The sequence below is a fragment of the Gallaecimonas kandeliae genome, from assembly GCF_030450055.1.
GTDB classification, from domain to species: Bacteria; Pseudomonadota; Gammaproteobacteria; order Enterobacterales; family Gallaecimonadaceae; genus Gallaecimonas; species Gallaecimonas kandeliae.
Map to the genome: position 1 here is coordinate 2,670,972 of NZ_CP118480.1, position 18,511 is coordinate 2,689,482.

The following is an 18,511-nucleotide window of genomic DNA, read 5'->3' on the forward strand; positions in this document are numbered from 1 at the left end:
CCCTCCCCCACACACCCAATAAAAAACCCGCCGAAGCGGGTTTTTTATTGCTTTGAAGGCGGTCAAGGTCAGCCGATGACCTTACGCGCATTCTGGAACATCCGCATCCAGGGCCCATTCTCACCCCACTCATCGGGGTGCCAGGAATTGGCGATGGTGCGGTGCACCCGCTCCGGGTGCGGCATCATGATGGTGACGCGGCCATCAGTGGTGGTCAGGGCGGCGATACCGGCCGGCGAACCGTTGGGGTTCAGGGGGTACTGGGCCGTGACCTCGCCGAGGTTGTCCACGTAGCGGGCGGCCACCAGGCCGGAACCGTCGAGGGCCTGGAAGTGGCTCTCATCGCGGAACTCGGCGCGGCCTTCACCGTGGCTGACGGCGATGGGCAGGCGGGAGCCTTCCATGTCGGTAAAGAAGAGCGAGGGGGTCTTCTCCAGGCGCACCGTGGCGAAACGGGCTTCGAAGCGCTCGGATCTGTTGGTCACGAAACGGGACCAGTGCTCGGCGCCGGGGATGATGTCCTTGAGGTTGGACATCATCTGGCAGCCGTTACAGACGCCGAGCGCCAGGGTGTCGCCGCGGCCGAAGAAGGCCTCGAAGGCGGCACGGGCGCGCTCGTTGAAGAGGATGGACTTGGCCCAGCCCTCGCCGGCGCCCAGCACGTCACCGTAGCTGAAGCCGCCACAGGCGGCCAGGCCCTGGACCTTGGTCAGATCTTCGCGGCCGGCCAGTATGTCGGACATGTGCACGTCTATGGCGCGGAAGCCGGCGCGAGTGAAGGCGGCGGCCATCTCCTGGTGGGAGTTGACGCCCTGCTCGCGAAGGATGGCCACAGTGGGGCGCGCACCTTTGAGGATGTAAGGCGCTGCTATGTCCTCGCCCATGTCGAAGGTGACGACGGGGCTGATGCCGGGGTCCTGATCGTCCTGCTTGTGGGCGAACTCTTCCTCGGCGCAGACGGGGTTGTCGCGGCGCTTCTGCATCTGGTAGCTGGTCTCGGCCCAGATGGCGCGCAGCTCGCCGCGGGCGGCGGCCAGCACCTCGGCACCGTCCTTGCTGATGCGGATGCTGTCGTTGCCGCTCAAGGTACCGATGTCGTGCACCAGAGCCTGGATGCCCTTGGCCGCGAACAGGGCCATGACGGCCTCGAGGTCGCTCTCGCGGACCTGGACCAGGGCGCCCAGCTCTTCGTTGAAGAGCGCCGACATGGCGTCGCCGCCGAGGCTGCTGATGTCGAGGTCGATGCCGCAGTGGCCGGCGAAGGCCATCTCGGCGGCGGTGACGAAGAGGCCACCGTCGGAGCGGTCGTGGTAGGCCAGCAGCTTGCCGTCCAGGTTCAGGGCCTGGATGGCCTCGAAGAAGGCCTTGAAGGTCGCCACGTCGTCGAGATCCGGGGTCTCTGTACCCAGCTGGCGGGTGACCTGGGCCAGGCAGGAGCCGCCCAGGCGCTGCTTGCCGGCACCGAGGTCGATGAGCAGCAGGCGGGTCGCGCCCTTGTCGGTGCGCAGCTGCGGGGTCAGGGTGGAACGCACGTCCTCGACCCGGGCAAAGGCGGTGATGACGAGGGACAGGGGCGCCGTGACGCTCTTGTCGTCCCACTGGGTCTTCATGGACATGGAGTCCTTGCCGACGGGGATGGTGATGCCCAGCGCCGGGCACAGCTCTTCGCCCACGGCCTTGACGGCGGCGTAGAGGCCGGCGTCTTCGCCGGGGTGGCCGGCGGCGGCCATCCAGTTGGCGGAAAGCTTGATGCGCTTCAGATCGCCGATGGCGGCGGCGGCGATGTTGGTCAAGCTTTCGGCCACGGCCAGGCGGGCGGAGGCGGCGTGGTTCAAGAGCGCAACAGGGGTGCGCTCGCCCATGGCCATGGCCTCGCCAAAATAGCTGTCGAAGCTGGCGGCGGTGACGGCGCAGTCCGCCACCGGCACCTGCCAGGGGCCGACCATCTGGTCACGGGCGGTAAGGCCGCCGACGGTGCGGTCACCTATGGTGATGAGGAAGGTCTTCTCGGCGATGGTGGGCAGGCGCAGCAGGCGCTCGGCCGCCTCGCGCACCTCTATGTCGAACCTGAGCTCGTTGCCTTCGGCGCTGCGGCTCTCGACGTCGCGGTGCATCTTGGGCGGCTTGCCCAGCAGCACGGACAGCGGCAGGTCTATGGGGTCGTTGCCGAAATGCCTGTCGCTGAGTTTGAGGGTCTTCTCGGCGGTGGCGGTACCCACGACGGCGTAGGGGGCGCGCTCACGCTCGCAGATGGCGCCGAACAGGGCCAGCTTCTCGGCCGGCACGGCCAGCACGTAGCGCTCCTGGGATTCGTTACACCAGATCTCCAGGGGGCTCATGCCGGGCTCGTCGTTGGGGACATTGCGCAGCTCGAAGTCGCCGCCGCGCTCACCGTCGTTGACCAGCTCGGGGAAGGCATTGGAGAGGCCGCCGGCACCCACATCGTGGATGAAGCAGATGGGGTTGGCACCGCCCAGCTGCCAGCAGCGGTCGATCACTTCCTGGCAACGGCGCTCTATTTCGGCGTTGTCACGCTGCACAGAGGCGAAATCCAGGTCCTCGTCGGACTGGCCGGAGGCCATGGATGAGGCCGCGCCGCCACCGAGGCCGATGTTCATGGCCGGGCCGCCGAGGACGATCAGCTTGGCGCCCACCGGGATCTCGCCCTTCTGGACGTGGTCCTCACGGATGTTGCCAAGGCCGCCGGCGATCATGATCGGCTTGTGGTAGCCGCGCACTTCCAGGCCGTTGAAGGAGTTCACTTCCTCTTCATAGGTACGGAAGTAACCCAGCAGGGCCGGGCGGCCGAATTCGTTGTTGAAGGCGGCGCCGCCGAGGGGGCCGTCCAGCATGATGTCCAGGGCCGTGACGATACGGCTGGGCTTGCCGAAATCCTGCTCCCAGGGCTGCTCGAAGCCTGGGATACGCAGGTTGGAGACGGTGAAGCCGGTCAGGCCCGCCTTGGGCTTGGCGCCGACGCCGGTGGCGCCTTCGTCACGGATCTCGCCGCCGGAACCGGTGGCGGCGCCCGGGAAGGGGGAGATGGCGGTGGGGTGGTTGTGGGTCTCCACCTTCATCAGGATGTGGATCGGCTCCAGGTGGTACTGGTACTCGCGGCTGGCGGCGTCGGGGAAGAAGCGGCCGGCGGTGGAGCCGGTCATGACGGCGGCGTTGTCCTTGTAGGCGCTGAGCACATAGTCCGGGGTCTGCTCGAAGGTGTTCTTGATCATCTTGAACAGGGACTTGGGCTGCGCCTGGCCGTCTATGGTCCAGTCGGCGTTGAAGATCTTGTGGCGGCAGTGCTCGGAGTTGGCCTGGGCGAACATGTAGAGTTCGATGTCGTTGGGGTTACGCCCCAGGGCCTTGAAGTTCTCTACCAGGTAGTCGATTTCGTCGTCGGCCAGGGCCAGGCCCATGCGCTGGTTGGCGCTCTCGAGGGCCGCTTTGCCCTCCCCCAGGATGTCGACGCTGGCCAGGTGGCCGGGCTCGGCCTTCTTGAACAGCTTCTCCCCTTCGCTCTCGCCGGCCAGCACGGCCTCGACCATGCGGTCGTGGATGAGGGCCTTGAAGATCTTGGCGTCGGCGTCGCTCAGGCTGACATCCAGTTGGAAGCGGACGCCCCGCTCCAGGCGTTTGATCTTGGCCAGATCACAGTTATGAGCGATATCGGTGGCCTTGGACGACCAGGGGGATATGGTACCCAGACGGGGCACCACGATGAATTCCTGGCCTGCCAGCTCGGCTGCCGCCAGGCGGGGGCCGTAGGTCAGCAATTTTTCGAGCCTGTGCTGCTCGTCGTCGGTCAGGGGCTCGGCCAGCTCGGCAAAGTGCACGAAGCAGGTCGCAATCTGGTTTACCGGAAGCTTGGCACCGTGGCAGGCAGCAAGGAGCTTTTCCAGTCGAAATTCGGACAGGGCGGGAGCGCCTCGCAGGATTTGAATGGGCATGGGTCACCTGGGCAGAACGAGGAATTTCTCGGGCGCCGCATTATAGAGGAAAAACGTTTGCTTTCCCATCGGGACTGTCGGCCAGATTTCGCGCTTTCGCGACTTTCTGATATAAACGCCAGCACATGACCAGAATAACGAGCCCATGGCGCCTTTTTCTGGTGTCGCTGGCGCTGCTGCTTGCCGCCTGCCAGGACGCCAGTCCCCAACCCCAGGCGCCCAGCAACCAGCTTGAGAGCATCCTCGCCAGGGGTGAGCTCCGCGTCGGCACGCGCTTTTCCGATACCACCTATTACGAAGGGGCCGACGGCCCGGCGGGCCTCGACTACGAGCTGGCCGCCATGTTCGCCGACTACCTGGGGGTGAAACTGGTCATAGATCCCAGCTATTCCCTGTCCGAACTCTTTCCCAAGCTCGAGAAGGGCCAGTACGACCTGCTGGCCGCAGGCCTCACCGTCACCCCTGAGCGGCGCAAGCATTTCCGCTTCGCCCCCGCCTACCAGGCGGTGAGCCAGAAGCTGGTCTATAAGCGCGGCAGCCCCAGGCCCCGCGATTTCGACGACCTCAACGGCAGCCTGATGGTGATGGCCTACTCGGCCCACGCCGAGCGCCTGGCCCAGGTGGCCAAAAGCCACCCCAACCTCAAGTGGACCGAGACCTCCGACATGGACTCGGACGAACTGCTGCAGCAGGTGCTGGCCGGGCATCTCGATTACACTGTGGCCGATTCCAACAACCTGGCCCTGAACCGCCGCTACTATCCGGACCTGATGGTGGGCTTCACCGTCGCCGAGGAACAACCGGTGGCCTGGGCCTTCCCCAAGACCAACGACGACAGCCTCTACGCCGCCCTTATCGAGTTCTTCGGGGAGATGAGCCAGTCCGGGGTCATAGCCCGGCTCGAGGAAAAGTACTACGGCCATGTCCGCACCTTCGACTACGTGGACACCCGCTCCTTCATCCGCGCCGTGGACCGCAAGCTGCCCCGCTTCCAGCCGAGCTTCGAGAAATACGCCGGGGACTTCGACTGGCGCCTGCTGGCGGCCATGAGCTACCAGGAGTCCCACTGGAACCCCAACGCCACCTCGGTGACAGGGGTGCGGGGCCTGATGATGCTGACCCTGGACACGGCCGACCTGCTCGGCATCGACAACCGCCTGGATCCGGCCCAGTCGATCCGCGGCGGCGCCAGTTACCTGCACCAGCTCTATGACCGCATGCCCGAGTCCATACCGGCCAGCGAGCGGGTCTGGTTCGCCATGGCCGCCTACAACGTCGGCGAAGGCCATGTGCTGGACGCCCGGCGCATCACCGAGAAGCGCGGCGGCAACCCCAACGCCTGGGCCGACGTCAAGGACAGCCTGCCGCTGCTGCGCAAGAAGGCCTGGTACAGCCAGACCCGCCACGGCTACGCCCGCGGCGACGAGCCGGTGCAGTACGTGGACAACATTCGCCGCTACTACGACACCCTGGTCTGGATCCAGGATCAGCAGCTGGCGGACAAGAACGTCGCCCCAGGCAGCCCCCAGCCCACCCTCCAGGCCCCTGACGAAAACCCAAGCCAGGTCGCACCCCAGGATTGAAAATCCGTTGGAAAGGCCTTATTTATGATGGCAAGAACAGCCGTCAAAGGCGGCGATAACGGCCAAGGAAGCGCCCTGGAGGTACCCTATGCTGAGACGCAGAACAGCCCTGCTCAACAAAAAACGCACCTTGCGCGGCCATGACTGGCGGCGCCATCTCAAGATGAAACGCCTGCACAAACACAACCTGCACCGCAGCCGCATCTACTCCTTGATGCAGCTGCAAGAGGCCGAGGCCGCCGCCTGAGCCGCCTTGTCGGCCTTCTTCTGCGCCCGGCGCATCCTGAAAAACCCGCTCAACTGCTCCGCACATTCTTCCGCCAAGACCCCGCCACTCACCTCCAACTGGTGGTTGAGGGCGGGATGGCGGCAGATGTCCATCACCGAGCCGGCGGCGCCTGTCTTGGCGTCGCTGGCGCCGAACACCAGCCGCTTTACCCGGCCGTGGACCATGGCCCCGGCGCACATGGCGCAGGGCTCCAGGGTCACGTAGAGGGTGCAATCCAGCAGCCGGTAGTTGCCGATGGCAGGACCCGCCTGGCGCAAGGCCAGCATCTCGGCGTGGGCGCTGGGGTCATGGCGGCTGATGGAGAGGTTGTAGCCCTCCCCCACCACGGCGCCGTCCCTGACCAGCACGGCGCCCACCGGCACTTCGCCACAGTCGGCCGCCTTGTCCGCCAGGGCCATGGCATGGCGCATCCAGCGGATATCGTCTTCTAGCAAGATCTCGTTCATAGGGCGTTATTATACTGAGCGCGGCGCCAGCCCCGCCAGATTGACGAGGACCGGGCCCTGCTCCATGCTGATAACGCCGGATAATAATCTAAGGGATTGAACATGTTGAAAGTCGAAGACGCCGACAAATACGTCGACAGAGCCGTAGACCTGGTGATGGCCTACGCGCCGAAACTGGTGCTGGCCATCATAGTGCTGCTGGTGGGCCTCTGGCTCATAGGCGGCCTGGTGAAACTGATGACCAAGGGGATGGAAGTCCGCAAGGTCGAGCCCACCTTGCGCCACTTCCTGGCCAACCTGACCCGCATCGGCTTCAAGGTGCTGCTGCTGATCTCGGTTGCCTCCATCATAGGTATCGAGACCACCTCCTTCGTGGCCGTGGTCGGTGCCGCCGGCCTGGCCGTGGGCCTGGCCTTGCAGGGCAGCCTGGCCAACTTCGCCGGGGGCGTGCTGATCCTCTTCTTCCGCCCCTTCAAGGTGGGTGACGTCATAGAAGCGGGCGGCCATATCGGCACCGTCAGGGAGATCCAGATCTTCAACACCATCCTCAACACCCCTGACAACAAGCGCGTCATCATCCCCAACGGCCAGCTGTCCAACAACAGCCTGATCAACTACAGCAGCGAGCCCACCCGCCGGGTGGACTTCGTGTTCGGGGTCAGCTACGGCGCCAACATCGACGAGGTGAAGAGCACCCTGGGCGAGATCCTGGCCAACGACAGCCGCATCCTCAAGGATCCGGCACCCATGGTGGTGCTCTCCGCCCTGGCGGACAGCTCGGTGAACTTCACGGTGCGGGCCTGGGTCAACGCCGCCGACTACTGGGGCGTCTTCTTCGACACCCAGGAAGCGGTCAAGAAGACCTTCGACACCAAGGGCATCGAGATCCCCTTCCCCCAGCGGGACCTGCATCTCTACCAGCACAATGCCTGACGACAAACCCCGGCCCTGCCGGGGTTTTTCTTTTCGCCATTACGGGCTACCTTAAGTTTTCTCCCCCTCTCTTGCCGCTGAAAAATAACCTACAAGGACAGCGGAAGATGAAAACAAGGTATTGCTTGCCCGGCCTGATGCTGGCACCCATGGCGGCCATGGCCATAGGGCCGGCGCCCATCACCCACGTGCTGCGCCAGGCCGACGGCACCGAGATCCACGCCCAGCTCAAGGGCGGTCCCTTACTCAATTGGTACGAAGACGAAAGCGGCCACCTGCTGGTCCAGAAGAGCGGCAACTGGTACTACGGCAAGGCCGGCAGCCAGGGCTTCAAGGCCACGACCGTACTGGCAAGACCTGGCGCCACGCCACCGGCAGACGCCCTGGTCCATTACAGGGCAAGCACCAAGACCTCAGGCCTGGCCGGGGACCCGCAGGGGCTGGTTTCCACCTTCGAGATGAGCAAGAAGAAATTCCCGCCCCCCGTCATCAAGAAGCTGGATGTGCAGGAGCCAACCCTCGTCTCGGCCGCCGAGATGAGCAAGAAAACGCCACCGCCCCGACCCAAGATCAAGAAGCTGGACGTGCAGGAGCCAGCCCTGGTCTCGGCCGCCGAGATGAGCAAACAGAAGTTCCCGCCCCCCGTCATCAAGAAGCTGGATGTGCAGGAGCCAACCCTCGTCTCGGCCGCCGAGATGAGCAAGCAGAAGTTCCCGCCGCCCGTCATCAAGAAGCTGGATGTGCAGGAACCGGTGCTGGTCTCCACCCTCGAGATGAGCAAGCAGACGCCCCCGCCGCGGCCCAAGATCAAGAAGCTGGATGTGCAGGAGCCGGTGCTGGTCTCCACCCTCGAGATGAGCAAGCAGAAGTTCCCGCCGCCCGTCATCAAGAAGTTGGACGTGCAGGAACCAACCCTGGTCTCGGCCCTCGAGATGAGCAAGAAAACGCCACCGCCCCGACCCAAGATCAAGAAGCTCGATGTGCAGGAGCCAACCCTGGTCTCGGCCGCCGAGATGAGCAAGCAGAAGTTCCCGCCGCCTGTCATCAAGAAGCTGGACGTGCAGGAGCCAACCCTCGTCTCGGCCGCCGAGATGAGCAAGCAGAAGTTCCCGCCGCCCGTCATCAAGAAGCTGGACGTGCAGGAGCCAACCCTCGTCTCGGCCCTCGAGAGGAGCAAGAAGAAGTTCCCGCCCCCCATCATCAAGAAGTTGGACACCGGCCTGCCCCAGTTGCAGGAAGGCGGCGCCATCAGGGTGCCGCTGCTGACCTTGGTGGTCAGCTTCAACGACGTCCAGGCCAGAAGCGACTTCGGCTCTTTGCTGTGGTGGAGCGACAAGTCCCTAGCGGCCTACTTCCATGACCAGACCGGCGGCAAGCTGCAACTGGTGCCGGCCCTTGGCAGCGACGGCATAGTCCAGGTCCAGCTGGACAGGGACCATCCCAGCTGCGGCGGCCACTGCGGCTACGGCCTGGACGGCACCCTGGCCCAGGCCCTGGCGCAGGCCGACACCGAGCTGGACTTTTCACGCTTCGACCGCAACGGTGACGGCCGCCTGAGCCCGGACGAACTGGCCGTGCAGTTCATCTTTGCCGGCAACGAGGCCGCCGCCTCGGGCAACGATCGCCAGGCCATCTGGGCCCAGAGCAGGACTATGCCGGCGGTCACCCTGGACGGCGAACGCCTGGACAGCTACGCCGCCCTCGGCGAGATGCAATGGGGCCACAGGGCCACCCTGGGGGTCATGGCCCGCCAGCTCGGCCAGCTGCTGCTGGGCCTGCCGGATCTGCCCAAGGGCAGCAGCCTGGGGGATCAGGACCTGATGGGCCAGGGCGCCTGGCAGATGGCAGAGGGCGACAGTTACCTCGGCCAAAGCCCGGCCCCCCTCGGCGCCTGGGCCCTGTACCAGGCCGGGCTGGTGAGCCCCAAGGTGCTCAGCCAGAGCGGTAACTACGATCTGGCCGCCGGCCAAGTCGCCCTGGTCTACCTGGACCAGGCCAAGCCCGAGCAGGGCTACCTGCTGCTGGAAGTCAGGAGCGGCGACAACTGCCAGCAGGACAGCTGCCGCGGCCTGATGATCACCCGGGTGGATGCCACTGGCCCCCACCTTGTTGGCCAGGGCTGCTACCCGGGTGCCCAAGGCGAGAGGCAGCTGGCGCCCAGCGCCGCCGTCCGGCTGTCGGCCATCAGCGACGCCGCCGGCCAGATGCGCTTCAGCCTCAACCTGGAAGAAGGCGAAGCGGCCATGGCCCAGGCCAAAGCGGCCGGTGGCCGCCCCGGCCAGCTGGCACAGCGGTAAAAGGCGCACCTGCGCTGAGATGACAAAGGGCCGCCAGGCCCTTTTTTACGGCGTTCAAGACAGCCCAAGTACCAGTGATAAATGCCAACGACGGCCGCTTTTTCCTGCCCCTGCGCCAGGGGCCGCTTTTGTTTATAATGGCGCCACCCTACCCTGCCTGGATTTGAGCATGACCGAGCGTTTGACCCTGACCCGCCCCGACGACTGGCACCTTCACCTTCGCGACCTGGACGTACTGGCCCATACGGTGCCGGCCACGGCCAGGCAGATGGGGCGCGCCATCATCATGCCCAACCTGCGCCCCCCGGTCATGAACGCCGAGCAGGCCCTGGCCTACCGCGATCGCATCCTGGCCCAGCGCCCGGCAGGCAGTCAGTTCGAGCCGCTGATGGTGCTCTACCTCACCGACAACACCACTCCCGAGATGATTAGCCAGGCCAAGGCCAGCGGCAAGGTGGTGGCGGCCAAGCTCTACCCGGCCGGCGCCACCACCAACTCCGACTCCGGCGTCACCGATCTCGGCAAGCTGGACGCCGTCTGCGCGGCCCTGGCCGAACAAGGCATGCCGCTGCTGGTCCACGGCGAGGTCACCCACAACCACGTGGACATCTTCGACCGCGAGAAGGCCTTCCTGGACGACATACTGGCTCCCCTGGTGGCTCGCCACCCCAGTCTCAAGGTGGTGGTGGAGCACATCACCACGGCGGACGCCGCCCAGTTCGTCAACAGCCAGGGCGACAACGTCGGCGCCACCATCACGGTGCAGCACCTGGCCTACAACAGAAACCACATGCTGGTGGGCGGCATCCGCCCGCACCTGTTCTGCCTGCCCATCCTCAAGCGCAACATCCACCAGCAGGCGTTGCAGGACGCCGTTGTCTCAGGCTCCGAGAAGTTCTTCCTGGGCACCGACTCGGCTCCCCACGCCAAGGGCGCCAAGGAAAACGCCTGCGGCTGCGCCGGCTGCTTCACCGCCTACGCCGCCATCGAACTCTATGCCGAGATCTTCGAAGATCTGGGCGTGCTGGACAAACTGGAGGCCTTCGCCAGCTTCCACGGCGCCGACTTCTACGGCCTGCCCCGCAACACCGACCGCATCACCCTGGTCAAAGAGGCCTGGACAGTGCCGGCCGACATGCCCTTCGGCTCGGACGTGATAGTGCCGCTGCGCGCCGGCGAGACCCTGCGCTGGAAGTTCGAGGGCTGACCAAGCCCCCAAAGAAAAAGCGGCCCCAGGGCCGCTTTTTTCATGTCCTTTCCCTGAGCCAGCCCTGCCAGTGCCGCGCCAGCTCGGGTTCATGGCCCTTGGACAAGGGATTCATGAAACCGTGCCGGCCCTGGGTCTGGTGGTGGTGAAGGCCGGGCCCCTGCAGCTTGGCCACCAGTTCGGGCACCGAGAAGTGATCTTCAGCCACAGGCCAGACGAAGCTGACCTCGCAGGCCGGGCGCAGCTGGGGATGGTGGCGGATCTGGCCGCCGTAGAAGCAGAGCGCCTCCGACGCCCGGCCTTCGGCCGCCAGCAGCCAGGCCACGGCGGCGCCGGCGGAAAAGCCCACCAGGCGGCAGGGCTCGCCAGGCAGTTGGCGCCGGGCCAGTTCGAGGTAGCCGTCGATGCCGCCCTGGGCCAGGAAGTGCCGGTAGGCGTCGTCTTCCGAGCCCTGCCGGCCTTCATAGGGGGCTATGACCTCGGTCCCCAGCTCCGCCGCCAGCCGGCGCAGGGCAGCGGTGTCACCGAAGATGTCGCTCAGCAGGTAGGTCACGCCAGCCCCGCCCGCCGCGCCGCCACCGTCGCCAGGGCCGCCCAGTCCAGCTCGCCGTCGCCGTGGGCCAGGGCGTCGATGAAGTTGTCCTTCATGGTGCTGGCGAAGGGCAGCGGCACCTTGCCGGCCTCGGCCGCCTCCAGGGCCAGGCGCATGTCCTTGAGGCCCAGGGACAGCTTGAAGCCGGCCGGGCTGTAGCGCGCCTCGGCGATCATGGCGCCATAGCCCTGGTAGGCCGGGGCCGCGAAGACGGTATTGGTCAGCATGGCGATGAAGTCGCTGCCGCTGGCGCCGTGGGCCCGCACCAGGGCAGAGGCCTCGCCCATGGTCTCGATGGCGCTGGCCAGGCAGAAGTTGGCGGCCAGCTTGACCACGTTGGCCTGGCTGGGCACCTCGCCAAAATGCCAGGTCTTCTGCCCCAGCACGTCCAGCAGCGGCGCCACCTTGGCCAGGTGCCCGGCCTGGCCGGCCGCCAGTATGTTGAGCATGCCGGCCTCGGCCACGTTGACCCGGCCCAGCACCGGCGCCGCCACATAGCCCAGGCCCCGCTGCCGGTGCGCCTCGTCGAGGCGCCCGGCCAGGGCCAGGGAAATGGTGGCCATGTTGACGTGGACGGCCCCGGCCGCCAGGGCGTCCAGGGTGCCTCCGCCGATCAGCACCTGCTCGGCGGCCTTGTCGTCCGCCAGCATGGAGATCAGCACGTCGACGTCCTTGAAATCCGCCGGGCCAGCCGCCGCCTCGGCCCCCTTGGCCACCAACTGCTGGACGGGCTCCTGGCCGCGGTTCCACACCTTGAGCGGGTAACCCGCCTTCAAGAGGTTGGCCGCCATGGGCAGCCCCATGGTGCCAAGGCCGATAAAACCGATTTTCATAACCACCTCCTTGGGGAAAAGCGCCCATAGCATGGCACAAGCCGGCCGCCACCGGTGGCCCGAAACGCTCTGTCGCCAAGGCGGCGCTGCCAAGGGTCACCACCAGCTGTTAGAATGCCGCCGCCATGCAGACAGAGAGGTGATGTCATGACCAGCCAACCCCTGAAGATACTGGTGGGCTCCACCAACCCGGTCAAAGTCGCCGCCGTCCGGGGGGCCCTGGGGCCCTTCTTCCCCGGCCGGGAACTGGAGGCGACCGGCATCGAGGTGGCGTCAGGGGTGCCCGACCAGCCCATGACGGCCGCCGACACCCGCCTCGGCGCCGTCAACCGCGTCGCAAACTGCAAGGCCCAGGGCCAGGCCGACTTCTACGTGGCCATGGAAGGGGGCGTGGACTTGTTCGAGGACGGCCCGGCCACCTTCGCCTACGTGGTCATAGACGACGGCCAGCGCCAGTCGGTGGGGCGCAGCGCCAGCCTGCCGCTGCCGCCGGTGCTTTTTGAAGGCCTCCAGGCCGGGGAAGAGTTGGGGCCCCTCATCGACAAGCTGTTCGGCACCACCAACATCAAGCACCAAGGGGGCGCCATAGGCCTCTTCACCGGTGGCCTCGCCACCCGCGAAAGCACCTACACCCAGGCCCTGACCCTGGCCATGGCGCCCTTTATGAACCCGGCGCTGTTCAGCCGCTGAGCCGCTTATACATCACTGTGGTGGCGTCGTAATGGCTGCCGTCCACCGCCAGGGCGAACTGGGGGATAACCCCGGCCACTTCGAAGCCCAATGACAGATAGAGCGGCTCGGCATGGCTGCCGGTGGCGGTGTCCAGGGTCAGCAGGGTCAGCCGCCAGTCCCTGGCCTTTTGCTCCAGCGCCGCCATCAACTGGCGGGCTATGCCGCGGCGGCGAAAGCGGGGGCTGACCAGCAGCTTGCTCACCTCGCCGCGGTGGGGCTGGTTGGGCGGCAAGTCGGCGTCCAGCAGCACAGTGCCCGCCACCTCACCGTCGACCAGGAACAACCACTGGCAAAAACGGGGCCGGCCCAGCCTGGCCCGCACCTTTTTCTGCCAGAAGGCGGCGGCCTCGGCAGGCGAAAAGGGGGAGATGAAGCTCACAGAAGCGCCGCCTGCGACGCAGTCATGGAGCAGTTCGGCCAGGCCTGCGACATGGCACTCGAAATCCGCCGCTGTGACTTCCAAAACCCTCATGGTCCCTCCTACACCAGTACCAGCAGGTAGCTGGCCTCTTCGTTGCCCAGCACCTGGAAGTCGGTGGCGCCATAGGTCCTGTACCTCAGGCAGTCACCTGGGCCCAGCTCGAAGCTGTCTTCTCCGACGCTAAGGCGCAGCCGCCCGGCCTGCATCAACAAGTGATGCTCCAGGCCAGGCCGGGGGGGCTGGGGGTAGTGCAAGGCGGCGCCGGCGGCCAGGGTGCAGCCGATGACCTCGGCCTTGAGCCCGGGCTCAGGCGGCGACAGCAGCCGCCGCACAAAACCGCTGGCCTTGTCTTCCCAGACGGCCTGGTCGGCGGCCCGGATCAGCGCCTGGCCCTGGCCCTCGGCCATCACCATCAGCTGCGACAGCGTCAATCCATAGCAGCTGCAAAGCCGCCCCAGGACGGCGGCGGTGGGGCTGACCTCGGCCTTCTCGATACGGGACAGGGTGGCGCGGCTGACGCCGCTGTGGCTGGCCAGTTCGTCAAGCGACCAGCCGTTTTCCTGGCGCAGCCCCTTGAGCCGCTCGGCCAGGCGCAGTTCCATGGTCATGGTGGCGCCCCATTTCTCAAAAACGAGAATCTATGATCTTATTTGAGAAAAAGGAAGGCTTTATAGCAAGACGGGACTGGGCCCCTGGCCAGCGTCGAACCACCAGAGGGGTTTGCCCTCGGCCGGCAGGGCAATGAGGGAAGAGGAAACGGTCTGGAAACCGATGCTGCTTTGGATCTTGACGGCATCGGCGCGGATGTCGAAATGCTCGGGGTCTGGCGGCAGCTCGCCCTTGAAGGCCAGCAGATCTTGCCAGGCCCGCCAGTCCCCCATTGCAGGGTCGGGCACCTGGGCCTTGGCGAAGCGGGGCAGGTTGTGGGCCATGCGGGGGCTGGCCTTAATGTCGTTAAGGTCATGGGCCGTGAGCATGGACAGGCCCTCCGGCACCGGCCGCACCGCTATGCCCCCCTGCCCCAGGCCCGCCAGCCAGAAGGCCGCATCCTTGTCCGCCAGCAGGAGGTTGAAGGGCCTGAACTGGCCGGCGTCCAGCTCGGCGATGGCCTGGGCGGCCGTTTCGGCGTCGCCATGGGCCAGGGCCAGTAAGGGCAGCTCGCCGCGGGAACGCTTGCCGGGCGCGGGGCCCAGGCTGGCGAAGCGGTTGAGCACAGCCGCCTGGAGGCCGGCGTCGTTGACCCCCTGCCAGGTGCCACCGCCGCTGATGTCCTGCCCCGCCACCACCGGCAGATCCGGCCAATGGCGGCCCGGCGGCCGCCATCGGCGGTCTTTCATTTCATCGCGGTTGGCGCCGATCAGCACGGGCCAGGCATGGCCGGGGCGGCGCAATATGACGAGGGTGCACATGGTTCCATCAAAGCCCTTTGGCCCCGCTCCTGTCAATGGGCTAGGATAGCGGCCCAAATCCCGCCACAACCAGGAACGCCCATGAACTGGCTGATCAGCAAATACCTCATCACCGCCGCCGTCGTGGTGCTGGTCTCAGAAGCCGCCAAGCGCAGCGACAAGCTGGGGGGCCTGATCGCCGCCCTGCCCATGGTGACGGTGCTGGCCCTGATCTGGCTCCATGTGGAGAAGCAATCCATGGAGAAGATCGCCAACCACGCCTGGTACACCTTCTGGTACGTGGTGCCGACCCTGCCGATGTTCCTGGTCTTCCCCGCCCTCTTGCCGCGCCTCGGCTTCTGGCTGACGTTAGGCGCCTGCGCCCTGCTGACCATGGTCTGCTTCGGCCTCTTCGCCCTGGTGGTGCGCCATTTCGGCATAGAGCTGCTGCCCTGAGATAGAAAAGCCGCGCCGTCTCAAATCAATACCCTAAACGTCATTTGAGACACCGATGCCCGCCTTTAAGCTGTGCCCTACCTTCTGGTCATCCCCTGTTGGAGGAAAACACATGAACCCTGACCACCTGGGCACCGCCCTCATCACCGGCGCCTCTACCGGCATCGGCGCCCTCTATGCCGAGCAGCTGTCCCGCCGCGGCTACGACCTGATCCTGGTCGCACGCAGCCAGGACAAGCTCCAGGCCCTGGCCGACCGCCTCATCCAGGCAACAGGCCGCACCGTCGAGGTGCTGGCCGCCGATCTCAACGACAAGGACAGCCTGGCCGCCGTCGAGGCGAGACTGCGCCAAGACGGCGACATCAGCCTGCTGGTCAACAACGCCGGCGTCGGCACCCACACCCCCTTGCTGGACAGCGACGTGGAGCAGATGGCGAGGATGATCAGCCTCAACGTCACCGCCCTGACCCGCCTGACCTACGCCGCAGTGCCGGGCTTCGTGGCCCGCGGCAGGGGCGCCGTCATCAACATCGCCTCCATCGTCGGCCTGGCCCCCGAACTCCTCAACGGCGTCTACGGTGGCACCAAGGCCTTCGTCATCGCCTTCAGCCAGTCCCTGCACCACGAGCTGGCCGGCAAGGGCGTCAGGGTCCAGGCGGTATTGCCCGGCGCCACGGCCACCGACTTCTGGGAGACGGGCGGCCTACCCCTGGAGCACCTGGACGTCAACATAGTGATGCGTGCCGAGGACATGGTGGCCGCCGCCCTGGCCGGCTTTGACCAGGGTGAGCTCATCACCATCCCGGCCCTGCCCGACGCCGGCCAGTGGCAGGCCTTTGAATCGGCCCGCCAGACGATGATGCCCAACCTGTCCCGCCGCCAGGCGGCCGAGCGCTACGGCACTGTCGCCTGAGCAAAGGCCGGGCCTGGCCCGGCTTTTTCTTGCCGCCACGGCGACCAGGCCCGATGATGGAGCCGGGAGGAGTGCATGCACAACATCGGATATCTACTGGACGACGGCTTCCAGATCCTCGCCCTTTCCAGCCAGGCGGTGTTCGAACACGCCAACTTCGCCAGCGGCGAGCCCTTTTACCGGATAGCCAACTATTCCCTGGCCGGGGGCCCCGTCCGCACCTCCCTGGGCATGGCCATGGACACCCTGGCCGTCAGGGCCGACAGCTGGGCCGACACCTGGATAGTGGCCGGCGTCAACGATCCCCTGGCCCAGCCCGCCTCCCCTGCCACATTGGCCTTCCTGCGCCAGGCCGCCCCCAAGGCGAGGCGGCTGGCCGCCATCTGCACCGGCACCTTTGTCCTGGCCGAAGCGGGCCTCCTGGACGGCAAGCGGGCCACCACCCATTGGGCCCTGGCCGGCAAGCTGGCCGAGCGCTTTCCCGCCATCGACGTCGATGCCAACCGCATCTACATAGAGCAGGGGAATATCTGGACCTCGGCCGGCATGACAGCCGGCCTGGATCTGGCCCTGGCCATGGTGGAAAAGGATCTGGGCGGCGAGGTGGCCCGCGCCGTGGCCCACCGCCTGGTGATGAACCAGCAGCGCGCCGGCGGCCAAAACCAGCATTCGGAGATGCTGGCGCTGGCACCCCGCTCCGACCGCATCCAGAGCGCCCTCGCCTATGCCCGCCAGCACCTGGCCCAGCCCTTGACGGTAGAAACCCTGGCCGAGGCCGCCCATTTGAGCCCGCGCCAATTCAGCCGCCTCTTTCGCGAAGAAACGGGCCGCACCCCGGCCAAAGCCATAGAGGGGCTGCGCCTGGAGGCGGCAAGGCTGATGTTGGAGCAGAGCCGCCACTCCCTGGAGGAGATCGCCAGGGAAACGGGCTTTCGTGACCGCCGCCATATGCGCGAGGTCTTTATCCGCGGCTTCGGGGTCTCACCCCTGGTGCTGCGCAAGCACGCCCGCACGTCCTAACCGCCCGCTTGCCAGCGGCTTGGCCGCTCCCAGTGCCTCTCTCGGCAAGATAAGAAACGAGGTTGGGCGTTGAGTGAAGATTACCCATATCGGTAGATTGTTTTAGATGCCGGCTTTACTCAGGCCGTCCTTGGCCTTCGCCCTTCGGGCCATCATCGCCGAGCTCCGATGTTCAAGCCTCGGCGGCCCCCATCATTCCCATCGATGTTGTCGCCACGGCGGGCGGCTCAGCGCTGCACTGAAAGGGGCCCCGGGGCCCTACCTGCAACTCTCAGTGTGATGTCCAACTCAGGCACTCTCCGATATGGCACTCAGAAGATAGGTGCCCTTTCCCCAGCACAACCGCGATCTAAGCCATTGATTTAGATAAGAACTCAAGGTGGGTGTCCCGTTGGGTCTCTAAGAATGGCAACGTTAGCAAAGCCCATGGTAACACCCGTAGAATAGCAAATTAAAACAATCACTTACGTGCATTTACAGCGGGCGAAAATGGCCATAGGATAGACCTTTATCTCTGCATTCAAAGGAACACAGTATGAGCATATTGCTATTCATTGTTACCGGGATACTGGCCTTTGCACTGATGTGCCGACCCGTTCATGAATGGATAGAGAGGAAGGTAAATATACCGCCTGAAGACCTCATGATCGGTGCTGGTATTACGTCGCTTTTGCTGACAACGGCCCTCTAGCTCAAGCACAGCGCCCCTGCAGCTCGTAGATAAGTGGGGCACCAACGACGCCTTGGGTCCGATGTTGACGACGCCCCATGTCTTGCTGGGGCGTCATTTCGGTATAGAACTGTTACCTTAGAAAGCAAATCACCCGCCCAAGGAAGACGGTCATGAAATCTGTATTGACCAAAGCCGCCATTCTCTTCGGCGCCATGCTGATAACGGCATTGACCTTCTGGGGTTTGGTGGCCTCGGTGAAGCTAGAAAGCCAGCCTGAATTAAACAGCATCGAACTGGCGTTGATAGAACGGCATCAGCAAGAAGGCGTAAAAGCAGCCGCCATGACCTGTGACTGCGTCTCGGACGGCAGCTGGTTCCGCAGCTTTGTGAAAGTGGGGCAGAAAGTGGGCTGTAGCCCCGCCTACATGGCAATCGCCAATCGACAGGCCATTGGCCCCTGCCACTGCCCTAAAGACATCATTGACTACCGAATGCTCCCAAGGCCCGTCCCCAGAATACCTGCCGGGTTATTCAGGGTTGGAGCTTGAACGCTGCGATTAGTACCAGGCAGCGGCTTACGGGAATGATGGGCAGTAAAAAGACGGAAGGCGGCCTGTTGTGGACAAGGTATTGAGCCTTCAATCCCATCCTTATCGGGCGCTGATTTTAGATGCCGGGTTTACTCAGGCCATCCTTGGCCTTCGCCCTTCGAGCACGGGCTATCGATTTGCAGGGGGGCGCCCCTGCATGCGCCCTACTTTTTTTTCGGAAAAAGTAGGCG

Annotated in this window: 17 protein-coding genes; 10 read left to right on the forward strand and 7 right to left on the reverse strand. The window is 65.2% G+C overall.

All coding sequences use genetic code 11. The features are described from left to right. Positions 1-68: 68 nt before the first annotated feature. The gene (gene purL, locus PVT67_RS13260; RefSeq protein WP_301499704.1) at positions 69-3,941 is read right to left on the reverse strand and encodes a phosphoribosylformylglycinamidine synthase; all 3,873 of its coding nucleotides are present in this window, start codon (positions 3,939-3,941) and stop codon (positions 69-71) included. A 131-nt stretch (positions 3,942-4,072) separates the two neighbouring features. Here purL and mltF point away from each other — a divergent pair, with 131 nt between their 5' ends. Both mltF and PVT67_RS13270 read left to right on the forward strand, forming a co-directional pair. Then, a complete protein-coding gene (mltF, locus tag PVT67_RS13265; protein ID WP_301494245.1) occupies positions 4,073-5,530 on the forward strand; it encodes a membrane-bound lytic murein transglycosylase MltF in 1,458 nt (485 codons plus the stop codon). Between the two features lie 88 nt (positions 5,531-5,618). Further along, a complete protein-coding gene (locus tag PVT67_RS13270; RefSeq protein ID WP_301494247.1) occupies positions 5,619-5,777 on the forward strand; it encodes a hypothetical protein in 159 nt (52 codons plus the stop codon). Here the strand turns inward: PVT67_RS13270 and tadA are convergent. Next, positions 5,735-6,265, reverse strand: a complete 531-nt coding sequence (tadA, locus tag PVT67_RS13275; protein ID WP_301494250.1) for a tRNA adenosine(34) deaminase TadA — start codon at positions 6,263-6,265, stop codon at positions 5,735-5,737. The two genes, PVT67_RS13270 and tadA, sit on opposite strands and share 43 nt — an antisense overlap. Positions 6,266-6,367: 102 nt before the next feature. Here tadA and PVT67_RS13280 point away from each other — a divergent pair, with 102 nt between their 5' ends. The 3 genes from PVT67_RS13280 to pyrC all read left to right on the forward strand — a co-directional run bounded on the left by PVT67_RS13280 (position 6,368) and on the right by pyrC (position 10,702). Beyond that, positions 6,368-7,198, forward strand: coding sequence for a mechanosensitive ion channel family protein (locus PVT67_RS13280; protein ID WP_301494252.1), 831 nt, complete (start codon positions 6,368-6,370; stop codon positions 7,196-7,198). 107 nt (positions 7,199-7,305) lie between these two features. Then, complete coding sequence (locus tag PVT67_RS13285) at positions 7,306-9,495, forward strand: EF-hand domain-containing protein (protein ID WP_301494254.1); 2,190 nt, start codon at positions 7,306-7,308, stop codon at positions 9,493-9,495. Positions 9,496-9,664: 169 nt separating this feature from the next. Continuing rightward, positions 9,665-10,702 carry a dihydroorotase gene (gene pyrC, locus PVT67_RS13290; RefSeq protein WP_301494256.1) on the forward strand — a complete coding sequence of 346 codons (1,038 nt, stop codon included), beginning with the start codon at positions 9,665-9,667 and terminating at the stop codon, positions 10,700-10,702. Between the two features lie 40 nt (positions 10,703-10,742). On the opposite strand, the gene PVT67_RS13295 is transcribed toward pyrC, so the two are convergent. Beyond that, entirely contained in the window at positions 10,743-11,255 is a 513-nt protein-coding gene (locus tag PVT67_RS13295; protein ID WP_301494258.1) for a dienelactone hydrolase family protein, read from the reverse strand. After that, entirely contained in the window at positions 11,252-12,127 is an 876-nt protein-coding gene (locus PVT67_RS13300) for an NAD(P)-dependent oxidoreductase (protein WP_301494260.1), read from the reverse strand. Before PVT67_RS13300 ends, PVT67_RS13295 begins: the two co-directional genes overlap by 4 nt. Before the next feature lie 147 nt (positions 12,128-12,274). Between PVT67_RS13300 and yjjX the strand changes: the two genes are divergently transcribed. Beyond that, positions 12,275-12,817 (forward strand): inosine/xanthosine triphosphatase, encoded by a 543-nt coding sequence (gene yjjX, locus PVT67_RS13305; protein WP_301494262.1) that lies wholly within the window; start codon positions 12,275-12,277, stop codon positions 12,815-12,817. Here the strand turns inward: yjjX and PVT67_RS13310 are convergent. Genes PVT67_RS13310 through PVT67_RS13320 form a run of 3 tightly spaced genes read right to left on the reverse strand, consistent with a single transcriptional unit; the run spans position 12,807 to position 14,689 of the window. Further along, on the reverse strand, positions 12,807-13,331 hold the full coding sequence (locus PVT67_RS13310) for a GNAT family N-acetyltransferase (RefSeq protein ID WP_301494264.1): 525 nt from the start codon (positions 13,329-13,331) through the stop codon (positions 12,807-12,809). The genes yjjX and PVT67_RS13310 overlap by 11 nt on opposite strands. An 8-nt stretch (positions 13,332-13,339) precedes the next feature. Then, on the reverse strand, positions 13,340-13,888 hold the full coding sequence (locus PVT67_RS13315) for a helix-turn-helix domain-containing protein (RefSeq protein ID WP_301494267.1): 549 nt from the start codon (positions 13,886-13,888) through the stop codon (positions 13,340-13,342). A gap of 60 nt (positions 13,889-13,948) precedes the next feature. After that, a complete protein-coding gene (locus PVT67_RS13320) occupies positions 13,949-14,689 on the reverse strand; it encodes an NRDE family protein (RefSeq protein WP_301494269.1) in 741 nt (246 codons plus the stop codon). An 81-nt stretch (positions 14,690-14,770) separates the two neighbouring features. Here PVT67_RS13320 and PVT67_RS13325 point away from each other — a divergent pair, with 81 nt between their 5' ends. From PVT67_RS13325 to PVT67_RS13340, 4 genes are all read left to right on the forward strand, one after another. Further along, positions 14,771-15,124, forward strand: a complete 354-nt coding sequence (locus PVT67_RS13325) for a DUF3147 family protein (protein WP_301494271.1) — start codon at positions 14,771-14,773, stop codon at positions 15,122-15,124. Positions 15,125-15,236: 112 nt separating this feature from the next. Continuing rightward, positions 15,237-16,037: an SDR family NAD(P)-dependent oxidoreductase gene (locus PVT67_RS13330; RefSeq protein ID WP_301494273.1), complete on the forward strand. Its 801-nt coding sequence runs from the start codon at positions 15,237-15,239 to the stop codon at positions 16,035-16,037. 75 nt (positions 16,038-16,112) lie between these two features. Beyond that, the gene (locus PVT67_RS13335) at positions 16,113-17,057 is read left to right on the forward strand and encodes a GlxA family transcriptional regulator (protein ID WP_301494275.1); all 945 of its coding nucleotides are present in this window, start codon (positions 16,113-16,115) and stop codon (positions 17,055-17,057) included. 843 nt (positions 17,058-17,900) lie between these two features. Next, on the forward strand, positions 17,901-18,278 hold the full coding sequence (locus PVT67_RS13340; protein ID WP_301494277.1) for a hypothetical protein: 378 nt from the start codon (positions 17,901-17,903) through the stop codon (positions 18,276-18,278). Positions 18,279-18,511 lie beyond the last annotated feature (233 nt).